General features: G+C 67.3%; 16 protein-coding genes. 2 read left to right on the plus strand and 14 right to left on the minus strand.

Features of this window, described 5'->3' with window-relative positions:
• Positions 1 to 7 precede the first annotated feature (7 nt).
• Positions 8 to 958, plus strand: a complete 951-nt coding sequence (locus ACY5J6_RS02975) for an RluA family pseudouridine synthase (protein ID WP_462845877.1) — start codon at positions 8 to 10, stop codon at positions 956 to 958.
• Here ACY5J6_RS02975 and ACY5J6_RS02980 read toward each other — a convergent pair.
• The 10 genes from ACY5J6_RS02980 to ACY5J6_RS03025 all read right to left on the minus strand — a co-directional run bounded on the left by ACY5J6_RS02980 (position 945) and on the right by ACY5J6_RS03025 (position 9,612).
• On the minus strand, positions 945 to 2,072 hold the full coding sequence (locus ACY5J6_RS02980; RefSeq protein WP_462845878.1) for a hypothetical protein: 1,128 nt from the start codon (positions 2,070 to 2,072) through the stop codon (positions 945 to 947). The genes ACY5J6_RS02975 and ACY5J6_RS02980 overlap by 14 nt on opposite strands.
• Before the next feature lie 27 nt (positions 2,073 to 2,099).
• Positions 2,100 to 3,317 (minus strand): 2-aminoadipate transaminase, encoded by a 1,218-nt coding sequence (gene lysN / locus ACY5J6_RS02985; protein ID WP_462845879.1) that lies wholly within the window; start codon positions 3,315 to 3,317, stop codon positions 2,100 to 2,102.
• 30 nt (positions 3,318 to 3,347) lie between these two features.
• Positions 3,348 to 4,478, minus strand: a complete 1,131-nt coding sequence (locus tag ACY5J6_RS02990; RefSeq protein ID WP_462845880.1) for a deoxyguanosinetriphosphate triphosphohydrolase — start codon at positions 4,476 to 4,478, stop codon at positions 3,348 to 3,350.
• The gene (gene fabF, locus ACY5J6_RS02995) at positions 4,479 to 5,705 is read right to left on the minus strand and encodes a beta-ketoacyl-ACP synthase II (RefSeq protein WP_462845881.1); all 1,227 of its coding nucleotides are present in this window, start codon (positions 5,703 to 5,705) and stop codon (positions 4,479 to 4,481) included.
• A 65-nt stretch (positions 5,706 to 5,770) separates the two neighbouring features.
• On the minus strand, positions 5,771 to 6,013 hold the full coding sequence (gene acpP / locus ACY5J6_RS03000) for an acyl carrier protein (RefSeq protein WP_054637896.1): 243 nt from the start codon (positions 6,011 to 6,013) through the stop codon (positions 5,771 to 5,773).
• Between the two features lie 33 nt (positions 6,014 to 6,046).
• Positions 6,047 to 6,784 (minus strand): 3-oxoacyl-[acyl-carrier-protein] reductase, encoded by a 738-nt coding sequence (fabG, locus tag ACY5J6_RS03005; protein ID WP_462845882.1) that lies wholly within the window; start codon positions 6,782 to 6,784, stop codon positions 6,047 to 6,049.
• Positions 6,777 to 7,694, minus strand: a complete 918-nt coding sequence (gene fabD, locus ACY5J6_RS03010) for an ACP S-malonyltransferase (protein WP_462845883.1) — start codon at positions 7,692 to 7,694, stop codon at positions 6,777 to 6,779. Before fabD ends, fabG begins: the two co-directional genes overlap by 8 nt.
• Positions 7,694 to 8,662: a beta-ketoacyl-ACP synthase III gene (locus tag ACY5J6_RS03015; RefSeq protein WP_462845884.1), complete on the minus strand. Its 969-nt coding sequence runs from the start codon at positions 8,660 to 8,662 to the stop codon at positions 7,694 to 7,696. The genes fabD and ACY5J6_RS03015 overlap by 1 nt, the downstream gene beginning before the upstream one ends.
• Before the next feature lie 170 nt (positions 8,663 to 8,832).
• Complete coding sequence (gene rpmF, locus ACY5J6_RS03020; RefSeq protein ID WP_014515146.1) at positions 8,833 to 9,015, minus strand: 50S ribosomal protein L32; 183 nt, start codon at positions 9,013 to 9,015, stop codon at positions 8,833 to 8,835.
• 60 nt (positions 9,016 to 9,075) lie between these two features.
• Positions 9,076 to 9,612, minus strand: coding sequence for a YceD family protein (locus ACY5J6_RS03025; RefSeq protein ID WP_462845886.1), 537 nt, complete (start codon positions 9,610 to 9,612; stop codon positions 9,076 to 9,078).
• Between the two features lie 87 nt (positions 9,613 to 9,699).
• Between ACY5J6_RS03025 and rocF the strand changes: the two genes are divergently transcribed.
• Positions 9,700 to 10,566: an arginase gene (gene rocF, locus ACY5J6_RS03030; protein ID WP_462845887.1), complete on the plus strand. Its 867-nt coding sequence runs from the start codon at positions 9,700 to 9,702 to the stop codon at positions 10,564 to 10,566.
• 113 nt (positions 10,567 to 10,679) lie between these two features.
• Here the strand turns inward: rocF and ACY5J6_RS03035 are convergent, their stop codons facing one another.
• The 4 genes from ACY5J6_RS03035 to nuoL form a co-directional block, all read right to left on the minus strand.
• Positions 10,680 to 11,066, minus strand: coding sequence for a hypothetical protein (locus tag ACY5J6_RS03035; protein ID WP_462845888.1), 387 nt, complete (start codon positions 11,064 to 11,066; stop codon positions 10,680 to 10,682).
• A 191-nt stretch (positions 11,067 to 11,257) separates the two neighbouring features.
• The gene (locus tag ACY5J6_RS03040; protein WP_462845889.1) at positions 11,258 to 12,541 is read right to left on the minus strand and encodes an NADH-quinone oxidoreductase subunit N; all 1,284 of its coding nucleotides are present in this window, start codon (positions 12,539 to 12,541) and stop codon (positions 11,258 to 11,260) included.
• The gene (locus ACY5J6_RS03045; protein ID WP_462845890.1) at positions 12,538 to 13,947 is read right to left on the minus strand and encodes a complex I subunit 4 family protein; all 1,410 of its coding nucleotides are present in this window, start codon (positions 13,945 to 13,947) and stop codon (positions 12,538 to 12,540) included. The genes ACY5J6_RS03040 and ACY5J6_RS03045 overlap by 4 nt, the downstream gene beginning before the upstream one ends.
• Complete coding sequence (gene nuoL, locus ACY5J6_RS03050; protein ID WP_462845891.1) at positions 13,941 to 15,761, minus strand: NADH-quinone oxidoreductase subunit L; 1,821 nt, start codon at positions 15,759 to 15,761, stop codon at positions 13,941 to 13,943. The genes ACY5J6_RS03045 and nuoL overlap by 7 nt, the downstream gene beginning before the upstream one ends.
• Between the last annotated feature and the right edge of the window lies 1 nt (position 15,762).

Below are 15,762 nucleotides of genomic sequence, written 5' to 3' on the forward strand. Positions count from 1 at the left end.
GGGTATCATGGGGAGCGTGGTGCGCTTCCGCAAGGAGGGTCTTCGCCTGGACCAGGCCGTGGCCGAGGCCTTGGGGGTGAGCCGGGCCCGGGCCCAGGCTTGGATCGCCCAGGGCCGGGTGCGGGTGGGGGAGAAGGTGGTCTCCAAGCCCGCCTACCGCCTCAAGGGGGAGGAGGTGGTGGTGGCCCCCCCCGAGGAAAAGCCCTGGGTGGCGCCGGAGGACCTGGCCTTGCCCGTCCTCTACGAGGACGAGGACATGCTGGTTCTCAACAAACCCCCGGGCCTCCTCACCCACCCTGCCCCTGGGGTCTACACCGGCACGGTGGTGAACGCCCTTCTAGGCCGCTACTTTCCCCTGGAGGGGGCCATCGCCTCGGCCTTGCGGCCTGAGCTTTTTCGCCCCGGCATCGTCCACCGCCTGGACAAGGACACCAGCGGCGTCTTGGTGGTGGCCAAGCACCCGGGGGCCCTCGAGGCCCTCTCCCGGGCCTTCCGCGACCGCTTGGTGATGAAGCGCTACCTGGCCCTCACCGAGGGCCACCCCAGGGAGGGTACCCTCATCGCCCCCATCGGCCGCCACCCCGTGGAACGGCACAAGATGGACGTGGGGGGCATCGCCCCCCGCTACGCCGAGACGGACTTCGCCCTCCTGGCGGTTTCCGGCCCCTACGCCCTGGTGGAGGCCAGGCCCCACACGGGGCGCACCCACCAGATCCGGGTCCACCTCAAGCACCTCAAAGCCCCTATCCTGGGGGACGAGGTCTACGGGCGTAAAAGCCCCCATATTTCCCGCCAGGCCCTCCACGCCTACGAGCTTCGCCTTCCCCACCCCCGCACGGGGCGGATTCTGGAGTTCCTTGCCCCCGTGCCCCGGGACATGGTGGAGGCCTGGGAGGCCCTGGGGGGGAAGTGGCCGGAGATGCTAAGAAGGGAAGAGTTGACGTCTAAGGCAGAGTAAAGAGGTTGTCTTCGTATTCTACGCGGAAGGTTCCCGGAGGCAGGTTGAGCAGTACCAAGAGGTCCCGGATTTTCTTGCGTATGCGTTCCGCCGATAGGTGGACAAACAGGAATTCGCCAGACGCCAAGGGTTTGTAGGCACTGGCCTCATAGGGTTTCCCGTCCTTCTTGCGCCGGTCAAGTCTGGAAGCCACGATGTCCTTCTGTTTGCGTAATTCCTCCAAAATGTCACTTTGGCCTGTTTGTTCCAAAGCTTCTACCAGTGATGCGTAAAAATCGCGCCAACTGCGTATGGTATAGATAGGTTCCTCGTTGAGCCAGATACGCAAGCTTGGATGATCTGCCTCCGCTGGAGAACCCGTATGCCTGGTCAGAGCTTGCCTGAAAACGGTCAAAAAAGGCGGTAGGGAACTTGCAAGGGGTGTGGCCACGCCTAACAATCGGTGTACCAAGCGGTCAAAGTGGGCCAACGCCAATTCCTGCTCATTGACGTTTAGCTCCTTTTCAATCGCTTTTCGTAGGCCTTTTTCGTTGCGCTGATAGCCTTCGTCTAACACCGCTCTTAGCTTGTGCTCAATTTGGGTAAGACTCTGCTGAGTTTCTATTTCCTTCCGAATGTCCTCAACAATGCGAGCGAGTTTTGATGGCGCTTCCTTTGTTTCCCAAAAATCACGTTTGAGAGTGCGCTCCAAGTATCGGCTGGAAGAAGGGTTATCTAGCTCAAAGAGAAGGGAGCGTTTGTCGGGGGCCTTTGCCTGCAGGGTGTTGTCGAAAAACTCCCATTGCTTGCCGGTGGTGAGAATGGCCCACCGAATGTTTTGGGCATTCGCGTAGTTGACCACCTGGGTTCTGTCTTCGTTGGTGGGGGTGCGATCCAGCGCTTTTACTTCCAATACTATGAGCGGAGTGTTTCGTACAGACAAGATGTAGTCGGGGCGATACCCTTTTGCTGAAGCGTCCTGCGCGATGACTTCGTAAGGGTTCCAAATGTTCCATCCGAGGGCCTGAAGTAGGCGAAGGATAATGGCCTGAGCTGTTTGGGCTTCATTTAACCCTTTCCAACGCTCGAGATGGACTACCAACTCTTGAATCACCTCGGAAACCTGAGCACTCATTTGCTCTCATTTTACAAGCGAAGCAGGCTAAGCTAGCGGGGTGCTTGGATGCTGTAGGGACGCTATTAGTCCCTTCAGGGCTTTACCCAGGCGCCGCACGCCCTCCGCGATCCCCTCCCGGTCCAGGGTGGCGTAGGAGAGCCTTAGGGTGTTCTCCCCGCCCCCATTGGCAAAGAAAGGACTTCCCGGCACGAAGGCCACGTTCTCCTCGAGGGCCTTTCGGAAAAGGGCCTCGGCGGAAAGGCCCTTGGGGAGCTCCATCCAGACGAACATCCCCCCCTTGGGCCGGGTGTAGCGCACCTCCTTGGGCACCTCCCGGTCCAGGGCCTCCAGCATGGCCTCCGCCTTTTCCCGGTAGACCCGGCGCACCCGTTCCAGGCGCTCGGGGAAGCCCTCCTTCACCAGCTCGTGGACCAGCATCTGGTTGAGCATGGGGGTGTGGAGGTCGGCCCCCTGCTTGGCCTGGACCAGCTTCTGCAGGGCCTCCGGGTGGGCCACGGCGAAGGCCACGCGGAGCCCGGGGGAGAGGACCTTGGAGAAGCTCCCGAGGTAGATGACCCCGGGGTAGCCCGCCTCCCGGGCGAGCTCAAAGAGGCTTGGGAGGCGCCCCTCCCCGAAGTAGAGCTCCCGGTAGGCGTCGTCCTCCACCACCACGAGGCCCCGCTCCATGGCCCTCTCCAAAAGCCTCTCCCGGGCGGCAAGGGGCGTGAGGCCTCCCGTGGGGTTCTGGAAGGAGGGGATGAGGTAGAGGAAGCGGGGGCGCTCACGCTTTAGGATCTCTTCCAGGGCGTCTAGGTCCGGGCCTGCCTCCCCCGCGGGCACGGTGAGGAAGCGGGGGCCGTAGGCCCGGAAGGCCTGGATGGCCCCCAGGTAGCTGGGGGCCTCCAGGAGGAGGGGGCTTCCCTCGTCCAGGAAGACCTTGCCGAGAAGGTCCAGGCCCTGCTGGCTTCCCGTGGTGATGAGGACCTCCTCCGGGGCCACCCCGAGCCATTCCGCCACGAAGGCCCTTAAGGGAAAGTAACCCTCGGTGGGGCCGTACTGCAGGGCCACATGCCCCTTTTCCCGGAGGATCCTGACCGAAAGCTCCGCCGCCTCCTCCTTGGGGAAAAGCTCGGGGGCCGGAAGCCCCCCGGCGAAGCTCAGGATCCCGGGGCGCTGGGTGAGCTTAAGGAGCTCGCGGATGGTGGAGGCCTGGAGGCGCTCCGCTCGCTGGCCAAAAAGGGTACTCCAGTCCAGGGTTTTCACCTCACCATCTTACCCCTGGGCCCAAGGCCCTCAGGGAAAGAGCTTACGGTAGGCCTCGAGGGCGTAGCGGTCGGTCATCCCCGCCAGGTAGTCGCACACCGCCCGCTCCAGCCCCTCTTCCGGTAGCCGCCTTTGCACCCCTTTGGGGAGGAGCCGGGGGTCTTGGGTGTAGGTGCGAAAGAGTTCCTCCAGGACGGTTTCCGCCTTGCGCCTTTCCCTCAAGACCTCGGGGTGGCGGTAGAGCCTCTCCATGAGGAAGGCCTTGAGCTCCCGGTGGGCCTTCTCCGCCTCGGGGGAAAGGGCGGCGAGGCGCCTTGGGTGGCGGCGCACGGCCTCGGCGCTTTCTACCCCCGCCGCCTCCACCTGCCGATGGGTGGCCAGGATGGCCTCGGTGATGAGGTAGCCCAAGAGCTGGCGCACCAGGACCCTCCGCCCAAGCTCGTCAAGCCTTTCCAGGTCCAGGCCTTCCTCCCGGGCCAGGTCCTGGAGGAGGGGGACCTCGGCGAGCTCCCCCGGGCTTAGGAGCCCCGCGCGCAGGCCGTCGTCCAGGTCGTGGGCGGCGTAGGCGATGGCGTCGGAGAGGTCCACCACCTGGGCCTCGAGGGTCCCCTGCCCCTCGTAGAGGGGCTTGAAGCCTGGGCTGTAAGGGGTCTCGTGGGTGGCGATGCCCTCCAGGACCTCGTAGGTGAGGTTGAGGCCCTTGAAGCCCGGGTAGCGCTCCTCCAGCTGGGTGAGGATGCGCAGGGCCTGGGCGTTGTGCTCAAACCCCCCGTGGTCCCGCATGAGCTCGTCCAGGATCCGCTCCCCGGTGTGGCCGAAGGGAGGGTGGCCCAGGTCGTGGGAGAGGGCGATGGCCTCGGTGAGGTCCTCGTTGAGGCCTAGGGCGCGGGCGATGGACCGGGAGACCTGGGCCACCTCCAGGGTGTGGGTGAGGCGGGTGCGGTAGTAGTCCCCGGCCCAGTTGGGGAAGACCTGGGTCTTGTACTCCAGGCGGCGGAAGGCGGTGGTGTGGAGGATCCGGTCCCGGTCCTTCTGGTAGGGGGTGCGGTAGGAGGACTCGGGCTCGGGGTGGGCCCGCCCCCGGGTGTCCCGCGCCTTCTGGGCGTAGGGGGCGAGGCGGCCTGCCTCCAGCTCCAGAAGCCTTTCCCGGGGGAAGAGCATCTAGACCCTTTTGAAGAGGAGGACGGCGTTTTGCCCGCCGAAGGCGAAGGAGTTGGAAAGGGCGTAGTCCACCTTGGCCTCCCGGGGCTCGGGGACGAAGTCCAGGTCCAGCTCGGGGTCGGGGTCCTCGAGGTTGATGGTGGGGGGGATGACCCCGTGGTAGAGGGCCTGCACCGTGGCGATGGCCTCCACCGCCCCCGCCGCCCCCAGGAGGTGGCCGATCATGCTCTTGGTGCTGGAGACCATGAGCTTTTTGGCGTGCTCCCCGAAGACCCGCTTGATGGCCAGAACCTCCGCCCGGTCCCCCACGGGGGTGGAGGTGCCGTGGGCGTTGATGTAGCCCACGGCCTCCCTGGGAATCCCCGCGTCCTTCAGAGCCCTTTCCATGGCCAAAGCCGCTCCCCGGCCCTCGGGGTGGGGCTCGGTGATGTGGTGGGCGTCGGCGCTCCGGCCAAAGCCCATGAGCTCGGCGTAGATCCGGGCGCCCCGCCTCTTGGCGTGCTCGTAGGCTTCCAGGACCAAGACCCCGGCCCCCTCCCCCATGACGAACCCGTCCCGGCTTAGGGTGAAGGGGCGGCTCGCCTTGGTGGGCTCCTCGTTCCGGGTGGAAAGCGCCCGCATCACTGCGAAAGCGCCCACGGCCATGGGGGTGATGGCGGCCTCCGTCCCCCCGGCCAGGACGAGGTCGGCCTCCCCCAGCTGGATCATGCGCATGGCGTTTCCCAGGGCGTCCGAGCCCGTGGCGCAGGCGGTGACGGCGGTGGAGGAGGGCCCCATGAAGCCGTAGCGCATGGCGATGTGGGCCGAGGCCATGTTGGCGATCATCATGGGGATGAAGAAGGGGCTGATGCGGTTCGGGCCCCGCTCCAGGAAGACCTTGCTCTGGGCCTCCCAGGTTTCCATCCCGCCGATGCCCGTGCCCACCAGGGTGCCTACCCGTTCGGGGTCCAGCTCCTCGGGCCTTAGCCCCGCGTCCTCCAGGGCCAGGTGGGCGGCGATGAGGGCGTATTGGACGAAGCGGTCCAGGCGCCTGAGCTCCTTCCGGTCCAGGTAGGCCCCGGGGTCCACGTCCACCTCGGCGGCGATGCGCACCGGGAGGGCCGAGGCGTCAAAGCGGGTGATGGGCCTGACCCCGCTTTGGCCCGCGAGCTGGGCCTTGTGGAAGGCCTCCTGCCCCACGCCGATGGGGGTGAGGGCGCCTAGGCCGGTGACCACCACGCGTCGCATGGGGGTAGTATACCCGGGAAAAGGGAAGGCGGGGCTGCTTGCGCCCCACCCTTGCTCCCCATCCGCTAGCCCAGCTTGGCCTTGATGTACTCCACCGCGTCCTTGACGGTGCGGATCTTCTCGGCCTCCTCGTCGGAGATCTCCAGGCCGAACTCGTCCTCCAGGCCCATGATGAGCTCCACGGTGTCCAGGCTGTCGGCCCCCAGGTCCTCGATGAAGCGGGCCTCGAGGGTCACCTTGCCCGGTTCCACCTGGAGCTTGTCCGCGATAACCGCCTTGACCTTTTCAAAGATTTCCTGCTCCGTCATGGGAAACCTCCCTTTGGGATTTTAGCACCCCCTTTAGTGGGGGGTAAGCCCCCCGTCCACGCAGAGGGTTTGGCCGTTGATGTAGCCCGCCTTCTCCGAGACGAGGAAGGCCACGGCCTCGGCCACCTCCTCCGGGCGGCCGAAGCGCCCGGCGGGGATCTCTTTCAGGTAGGCCTCCTTGACCTCCTGGGGAAGCCTCTCCGTCATCTCCGTTTGGATGAACCCCGGGGCCACGGCGTTCACCGTGATGCCCCTTTGGGCGTACTCCCTGGCCACCGCCCGGGTGAAGCCGATGAGCCCCGCCTTGGAGGCCACGTAGTTGGCCTGGCCCGGGTTGCCCAGGATCCCCACCACGCTGGTGATGTTCACGATGCGCCCGAAGCGGGCCTTCATCATGAGCTTCACCGCCTCCCGGGTGGTGCGGAAGACGGCGGAGAGGTTGGCCTCCAAAACGGCCTCCCAGTCCTCGTCCTTCATGCGCACCAGGAGGGTGTCCCGGGTGATGCCGGCGTTGTTCACCAGGGTGTCCAAGCCCCCCAGGACCTCGGCGGCCTGGTGGACCAGGGCCGTGGCCGCCTCGGCCTCCAGCAGGTTGGCCTCGAGGACCGCCACCAGGGGGCTTCCCCGCTTCCTCGCTTCCTCCGCCACCTCCAGGGCCTTCTCCCGGTTCTGGCCGTAGTGGATGGCCAGGGCGAAGCCGTCCTCCGCAAGCCTTAAGGCGATGGCCCGTCCGATGCCGCGGCTGGCTCCGGTGATGAGGGCTTTACGCATGCGCCACCTCCAAGGCTTTCCTTAGGCTATCCGGGTCCTGGACGCTCAAGGCCTCTGCCTCCGTCAGGGTGCGGAGGACGAGGCCTTTGAGCACCTCCCCGCTTCCGAACTCCAAAAAGCGCCTTAGCCCCTTGGCCTCCATGTCCTTGAGGATCTCCACCCAGCGCACCGGGGCGGTGATCTGCTCCAGGAGGAGTTCCCGGATCCTCTCCGGGTCCTCCTCGGGCCTCGCCGTCACGTTGGAGTACACCGGAAACCGGGGTTTTCTGAGGGCGACCTGGGCCAGGTCTTGGGCGAGCCTTTCTTGGGCCTTGGCCATAAGGGAGGAATGGAAGGGAGCGGAAACGGGGAGGAAGACCACCCGGGCCCGCCTCTCCTTGAGCCTTTCCGCCGCCCGCTCCACCGCCTCCTTCCGCCCCGAGATCACCGTCTGTTCCGGGGCGTTGAGGTTGGCGATCTCCACCCCCTTAAGGTCCTCCAGGACCTTTTGGATCTCCTCCAGGGGAAGCTTCAGCACCGCGGCCATGGCCCCTTCCCCCACGGGGACGGCCTCCTGCATGTACCGGCCCCTAAGGCGCACGAGCCTTAAGGCGTCTTCCAGCTCCAGGGTGCCCGCGGCCACGTGGGCCGTCCACTCCCCTAAGGAGTGGCCTGCGGCGAGGGCAGGGGGCTTCCCGCCCGCCTCCAGGAAGGCCCGGTAGGCGGCGTAGCCTGCGGCGAGGAGGGCGGGCTGCTGGTTCTCCGTGAGGGTGAGGGCCTCCTCGGGGCCCTCCCACATGAGCTCGAGGAGGCCGGGGAGGGCGGCTTCGGCCCGGTCCAGGACCTCCTTGGCGGCGGGGGAGGCCTCGTAGAGGGCCCTGCCCATCCCCACTCGGTGGGAGCCCTGCCCGGGGAAGAGGGCGGCGTACATCAGGCACCCCCCCAGGTGAGGACGGCGGCGGCCCAGGTGAGCCCCGCCCCGAAGGAGACCAGAAGGACGTGGTCTCCCTCCCGGATCCGCCCCGCGTCCACCGCCTCCTTGAGGGCCAAGGGGATGGAGGCCGTGGAGGTGTTGCCGTAGCGGTCCACGTTCACCGCCACCCTTTCCCAGGGGAGGCCCAGGCGCTCCCGGGCGGCGTCGATGATCCTGAGGTTCGCCTGGTGGGGGACGAAGAGGCGGATGTCCTCGGGGGTGAGGCCCGCCTTCTCTATGGCCTCGAGGGTGGCGGTGTTCATCACCCGCACGGCGAACTTGAAGACCTCCCGCCCGTTCATGTGGAGGCGGTTTTGCATGGAGGTGCCGTCGGGAAGCCTCGGGGCCACGCAGGCGTGGAAGAGCTCCTTGGCCCCGGTGCCGTCCGCCCCTAGGACGAAGGAGCGGAAGCCGTACCCCTCCCGCACCCTGCCCACCACCGCGGCCCCGCCCCCATCGCCGAAGAGGACGGCGGTGGCGCGGTCGTTCCAGTCCAGGATCTTGGAAAGGGCCTCCGCTCCCACGGCGAGCACCTTCCGGGCCAGGCCCGCCTCCACCAGGGCGTGGGCCTGGGCCAGGGCGTAGATCCACCCGGGGCAGCCTGCCAGGAGGTCGTAGGCGAAGGCCTGAAGGCCGAAGCGGGCCTGCACCAGGGCGGCGGTGTCGGGGAAGAGGGCGTCCGGGGTGTTGGTGGCCACGATGACGGCGTCCACCCCTTCCAGGGCGCCGGGGTGCCTCCTTTGGAGGTCCTCCACCGCCTTAAAGGCCAGGTCCGAGGTGTACTCGTCCTCTGCGGCGATGCGCCTTTCCTTGATCCCGGTGCGGGTCACGATCCACTCGTCGGAGGTGTCCAGGTAGGCCTCAAACTCCTCGTTTTTCATGACCCTCTCGGGAACGTAAGCCCCCAGGGCCAGGATGCCGCTCATGCCTGACCTCCCGTCATGGGCCCCACTATACCTAGTGGGCCGGAAAAAGGGAAAGCCCCGGGGGCCGGGCCCTCGGAATAGGGTGAACCTTCTGCCGAAGCTGGGGCGTGGAAGCCTTGTGGGCCTTTTTTACCAGGCCCCCCATGCTGGCTTGGGCCAGCATGGGGGTATCAGACCTCCAGAACCTTCCGCCCATCGTAGTAGCCGCACTCTGGGCAGACGGTATGAGGGGGCCTCATCGCCTTGCACTCCGGGCAGGGGACCAGGGTGGGGGGGGTGAGGGCGTGGTGGCTCCTGCGGGCATCGCGCCGCGCCTTAGAGGTCTTCTTCTTGGGTACTGGGTGCTTGGCCATCTCCCATCCTCCGCGCGGGGCCTTGGGCCCCGCTAAACCCTTGGCAGTATAGCAGAAGGGCTAGAGTTCGGGAAGGAGGTTCTTGAGGGCCAGGAGGGGATGGGGGGTCTCCACCTCGTGGCCGCAGTCCACCAGGTTGCGGTCGGCCCCGCACACCGGGCAAAGCCCCTTGCACCCTTCCTCGCAGAGCACGGTGAAGGGCATCTCCGTGACGAAGGCCTCGGTGAGAAAGGGCAGAAGATCCAGGTCGGGCTCGCCGAAGGCGTAATACTCGTCCTCGTCCTCCTCGTGGAAGACCACCTCGGGAAGGCCCGGCTCGTAGCGGAGCATGTGCTGGAAGTGGGCCTGCACGTGGGTGGGGGTGGGCTTGAGGCAACGGCGGCACTCCATGTACACCACCCCTTCCACCTCTCCGGAAAGCCAGTACTCGTTCCCCCCCACGGAGGAAACGGCCACCTTCCAGGTGGCCTCCTTGGCTAGGGGGAACCGCTCCTCCCCCACCTGGAAGGCCTCCTCCACCACCCCCGAGGCGCGGGCGGTGCCCCCTTCCTTCAAAAGCCTGGCCAGGTTAATGCTCACCACCTTGCCGTGATCCATCCTTACAAGTATAGCGCGGAGGCCCCCGTTTTCCTAGGGCATAAACTTCCCGAGCAACGCATAGGGCTTTTTGCTACCCTCAGGCCCATGGAGCGCGTGGCCGTCTTGGGCATACCCATGGACCTTGGGGCGGGAAGGCGCGGCGTGGACATGGGGCCTTCTGCCCTGCGCTACGCCCGGCTTCTGGAGGGGCTGGAGGCCCTGGGGCTTTTCGTGGAGGACCTGGGGGACGTGCGGGTTCCCCTGGCCGAGACCCTGCGGGAAAAAAGGGGGCCCTACCTGGAGGAGATCCGCCAAGCGGCCCAGGAGCTCCAAGACCGGCTTAAGGCGTTGCCCGAGGGGGTGTTCCCCATCCTCCTCGGGGGGGACCACTCCCTTTCCATGGGCTCGGTCTCCGGGGTGGCCAGGGGGCGGACGGGGGTCATCTGGGTGGACGCCCACGCCGACTTCAACACCCCCGAGACCAGCCCCTCGGGCAACATCCACGGCATGCCCTTGGCGGTGCTTTGCGGCCTGGGCCACCCGCGGCTCACCGAAGCCTTCCGGGCGGTGAACCCAGAAGACGTGGTGCTGATCGGGGTGCGGAGCCTGGATCCGGGGGAGAAGCGCCTCCTTATGGAGATGGGGGTCCGGGTGTACACCATGCACGAGGTGGACCGCCTGGGGATCGCCCGCATCGCCGAGGAGGCCCTGGCCTACCTCGAGGGGCTTCCCCTGCACGTTTCCCTGGACGCCGATGTCCTGGACCCCACCCTGGCCCCGGGGGTGGGCACCCCGGTGCCCGGGGGGCTCACCTACCGGGAGGCCCACCTCCTCATGGAGGTGCTGGCCCAGTCGGGGCGGGTGCGAAGCCTGGACCTGGTGGAGGTGAACCCCATCCTGGACGAGAAGAACCGCACGGCGGAGATGATGGTGGGGCTTGCCTTGAGCCTTCTCGGGAAGCGGATCCTCTAATACCGCCCCGTGCAGGCCCAGGCCAGCATGGGGGCTCCGACAAAAGGCTCCTGGAAGGGTTCACGCCACCAGGGCTCGGAGCCCCCACCGCGGCTTTCGCCGCGGTGGGGTGCTTAGCCCTGGGGAAGCCCCTGGCGGACCCTCCTCCCCAGGGCGAGGCCCTGGGCGAAGGCCCCTTGCAAGGAGGGGTAGGGGGGAAGGCGCCTGCGGTGCAGGAGGGGCTCGAGGGCCTCCCGGGCCCACTCGCTCACCAGGAGGGGAAAGTCCAGACCCGTTTCCAGGAAGTACGCCTCCGCCTCCCGCCAGGCCCCCTCGAGGCGGCGGAAGAGGGCCTCGGGGTCCCGGGGGGGCGGGGCCTCGGGCCAGAGGAAGCCGCTGGCCACGCCGAGAAGCCAGCTTCCCCTGAGCTCCCGGCGCCACCCCTGGGCCCCCAGGCGCACGTAGGCCAGGGGGTCCCTGCGCAAAAGGGCCTTAGGGAGATGGGCCAGGGGATCTTCCATGGACTTGCCTCCACTTTAGGCCCCGGTGCCCTCCAAGGGCAAGGGGGGCCACAGGGCCCCCACTTGTAAACTGTTTCCTTCGGCCCGTCATACCCCTTTGGCGTGAATCCTTCGCCCAAGCCCAGGTACGGAAGCCCTGCCGGCCTTTTTGGCCGGGCCCCCATGCTGGCGCAAGCCAGCATGGGGTGGCCTTACCGCCCCGCCGCCAACGCGGGAAGAACGCTTCCCGGCAAGAGGCCCAGAAGGAGGAGGACCAAGGCCGCCAGGAGGGCCACGCTCCGGGCCAGGGGGTGGGGCCTGGCCTCGGCCTCTCCCCGCCCGAAGACGGCAAGCCCCAGGGCCAGGTAGTAGTAGGCGCTTACCGCGCTGGTGACCAGGGCCAGGACCAGAAGCCCCCACTGCCCCGCCTTGGCGGCTTCGGTGAAGACCAGGTACTTGCCCCAGAAGCCCGCCAGGGGCGGGAGGCCCAGGAGGGAAAGGGCGGCCAGAAAGAGGGCCAGGCCCAGCAGGGGGTCCCGGTGGAAGAGCCCCCGGAGGGCCTCCAGGGGGACCTGGTCAGGGGAGAGCTCCGAGAGCACGGCGAAGGCCAGGCCGGTGGCCAGGACGTAGGTGAGGAGGTAGAAGCCCAGGGCCTGGGCGTTCCCGGTGTAGAGGGCCAGGGCCATGTACCCGGCGTGGGCGATGGAGCTGTAGGCGAGAAGCCTTTTGGTTTCCTTCTGGACCAAGGCGGCCAGGTTCCCCACCACCACGGAAAGGGCGATGAGGAGGGCCAAGGCGTCGGGGGCCCCGGGGGCCACCACCCGGAGAAGGGCGGCGAAGGCCGCGGCCTTCACCGAGGTGGCCATGAAGAGGACCACCGGGGTGGGGCTTCCCTGGTAGACATCGGGGGTCCAGAAGTGGAAGGGGGCGAGGGCCACCTTAAATCCCAGTCCCACCAGGAGGAGGCCCAGGGCCAGGGTGTAGAGGGGCCCCTCCCCGGGGGTGCCCGCCAGGAGGCTTCCCGTGGCCCCGTAGTGCAAAGCCGCCCCGTAGAGGAAGAAGGCGGCGGCCAAGGCGCCCAGGAGGAAGTACTTGAGGGCGGCCTCGAGGCCCTGCCCCCTCCTCCAGGTGGCCAGGGCGTAGAGGGGGAGGGAGAGGGCCTCCAGGGCCACCAGCATCAGGATGAGGTTCCTGGTGGAGGCCAGGAGGTGCATCCCCAAGGCGGCATAGAGCACCAGGAGGTAAAACTCAAACCGCCCGCTTCGCACCAGGCCCACCGTCCACAAAGCCCCCAGGAGGGCCAGGAGGGTGAAGGTCTGGGAGAGGCCGTCCACCTGGTAGGGCCCAAAGGCGAAGGGCCTCCCCCAGGTGGCGAGGAGGGAGAGGAGGGCAAGGCTTAAGCCCAGGATGGTGAGCCGCTTGAAGAGGGCCGCGGACACGAAGAAACCCAGGAGGGTGAGGGCCACCGAGAACAGGGCGAAGACCAAGAGGGTCATGCGCCACCTCCGAGGATCTTGGCGAAGGCCTCCGCTAGGGGCCTAAGGCCCTGGAGGAAGTACCCGGGGAAAACCCCCATGAGGATCAAGGCCGCCACCACGAGGAGGGCGAAGCCCCACTCTCCGGCCTTCAGGTCCTCCACGGGCCGGACCTCCGCTTCCCAGAAGGCCTTCTGGAAGGCGGTGAGGGCGTAGGCCGCGGAGGCGATCACCGAGAGGAAGGCCAAAGCGGCGAGCCAGGGACTGGCCTTGTAGGTCCCGAGGAGGGTTAGAAACTCCCCGGGGAAGCCGGAAAGCCCAGGAAGCCCCACCATGGCGAGGAAGAGGAAAAGGGAGAGGGCGGCCAGGCCCGGGGCACTCTGGGCCAGGCCGCGGTAGCGCCCGATCTCCAGGGTGCCCGTCCGCTCGTAGAGCCTTCCCGCAAGGAGGAAAAGCCCCCCGGTGTAGACGCCGCTGGCCGCAAGGAGGTAAAGGCCCCCTAAGGCCCCCTCCGGCGTGCCCGAGAAGACCCCTAAGGCCGCCACCCCCATGTGGGAAACCCCGGCGTAGGCCAGGAGGGTCTTGAAGTCCTTGGCGGCGAAGGCCACCCAGGCCCCGTAGAGGGCGGAGAGGGCGGCGAGGAAGAGGAGGAGGCCCTGGACCTGGGCGAAGCCCTCGGGAGCCAGGGGGATGGCGTAGCGGAAGAAGGCGAAGACCCCCACCTTGTAGAGGGTGCCGAGGGCGTCGGCGAGGCCCGAGGGGTGGTTCTCCTGGTGGAAGAGGGGGAGCCAGGCGTGGAGGGGGAAGAGGGGCGTTTTGATGGCGAAGGCCAGGGCGAAGCCCAAAAACACCCAGAAGGCGGCTGGTCCCTGGACGGGGTGGGCCAGGAGGTCTTGGAGGAGGAAGCTCGGGCTCCCCCCCAGGGCCTTCGCCGCCAGGATGGCCGCCAGCATGGGCAGGCTCCCGGCCAGGGTGAAGAGAAGGAAGGTGTAAAGGGCCCGGAGGCGCCCTTCCCCCCCGTGGAGGAGGAGCATGAGGAGGGCGGGGATCAGGGCGGCCTCAAAGAAGAGGTAGAAGACCACCAGGTCCTGAGCGGCGAAGAGGCCTAAGAGGAGCCCCTCCATGAGGAGGGCGAGGCCCAGGAAACGCCCCTCCACCCTCGCCACCAGGGCCCCCAGGAAGACGGTGAGGGCGATGGTGAGGAAGAAGAGGGCGGAAAGCCCGTCCAGGCCGAAGGCCCAGTACACCCCCGCCCCGGGGAGGAGGGGAGCCTGGAAGGCGTGGGCCACCCCGCCCGGGTGGGTGAGGAAGAGGTAGAGGTGGAGGAGGAAGGAGAGCCCCGCCCCCAAAACCCCGAGGGCCCGGGGCAGGCCCAGGAGGAGCAGGGCCCCGAAGACCACCGGTAGAAGGACCGCCAGGACTACCACCGCATCACCCCCAGAAGCAGAAGCGCGCCCAGCACGAAGAGCAGGGCGTAAAGCCTGAGGTAGCCGGTCTGCAAGCGGGCGAGGCCCTGCCCTAGATTCCGCGCTGCCCCGCCCAGGCCGAGGTAGCCGCTTAGGAGGCCCCGGTCCCCGTAGAAGAGGGCTTCGGCCAGGGCCTTCAAGGGGTTGACCAGGAGGGCGTTGTAGATCTGGTCCACGTAAAAGCCCTCTCGGCTCCAGGCCTCAAAGGCCAGGTACCAGGCGGGAAGGGCTTTCCTTTGGAAGAAGGTGTAGCCGAACCAGAGCCCAAAGACCGCCACCGCCGCCGAGAGGGCGAGGAGGCCCCACTCCGCCCCCAGGGAGAGGTGGTGGGCTTCCACCTCCGCCAAGGCCGGCTTCAGGAAAGGCTCCAGGAGGTTGGGCAGGGGGTGGGGCAGGGCCAGGTAGCCGGCGAGGACCGCCCCTAAGGCCAGGAGGTGGTTGGGCCAGAGCATCACCGCCGGGGCCTCGTGGGGGTGGTGGTGGCCCCTCTCCTCCCCCAGGAAGACCATAACGAACCAGCGCATGGCGTACATGGCCGTGAGAGCCGCCACCAGGAGCGCCCCCACGTAGAACCCCACCCCCCCGAAGGGGTAGGTGAGGGTGGCGGCGAGGATGGCGTCCTTGGACCAGAAGCCGGAAAGCAGGGGGAGGCCCCCCAGGGCCAGGGCCCCGATGAGGGCGTGGTAGCGGGTTTGGGGGAGGTGCTTCCAGAGCCCCCCCATCTTGCGCACGTCCTGCTCGCCCCCCAGGGCGTGGATCACGCTCCCCGAGGCCAGGAAGAGGAGGGCCTTGAAGAAGGCGTGGGTGAAGACGTGGAAGAGGGCGGCCCAATAGGCTCCCACCCCCGCCGCCAGGAACATGTACCCGAGCTGGCTGATGGTGGAGTAGGCGACGATCTTCTTGATATCGTTTTGGCCGAAGGCGGAAAGGGCCCCGTAGGCCGCGGTGAGGAGCCCCATCACGGCGATGGCGTAGGAGACGTCGGGGAGGGCGCTGTAGAGGAAGGAGCTCCGGGCGATGAGGTAGACCCCCGCCGTCACCATGGTGGCCGCGTGGATCAGGGCGGAGACGGGGGTGGGGCCGGCCATGGCGTCGGGGAGCCAGACCATGAGGGGTACCTGGGCGCTTTTCCCCACCGCTCCCAGGAAGAGGAGGAAGCCCGCCAGGGCCAAGAGGCCGGGGTTCTTCAGGGGGCCTTCCAGGGCCTCTTTGAGCTCGCCGATGGAGAGGGTGCCGTAGAGGGCCCAGAGGATGGCCATGCCCAGCATGAAGCCCAGGTCGCCGATGCGGTTCACGATGAAGGCCTTGCGGGCGCTATCGGCGTACTGGGCGTTCTTGTACCAGAAGCCGATGAGGAGGAAGCTCGCCAGGCCCACCCCCTCCCAGCCGATGAACATCACCGGGTAGCTGTCGGCCAGGACCAGGGTGAGCATCATGGCGATGAAGAGGTTGAAGTAGGCGAAGAAGCGGCTGTAGCCGGGGTCCCCCCCCATGTAGCCTATGGCGTAGACGTGGATGAGGAAGCCCACCCCGGTGACGATGAGGAGCATGAAGCCGGAGAGGTTGTCCAGAAGGAGGCTGAAGGGGATGCCGGGAAGCCACTCCGCTTCAAAACGGGCCCCGCCCGAGAGGAGAAGCCCCACCCCCAGGAGGAAGGAGGCGAGGACGAGCCCCGAGGCCAGGACCCCGGGGAGGGGTTCCCGCATCCTTTTGCCGAAAAGCCCCAGGAGGGCGAAGCCCAAGAGGGGCAGGAGGATGGTGGAAAGGAGCGCCATG

It is taken from the genome of Thermus sp. H19.2, from assembly GCF_054979525.1.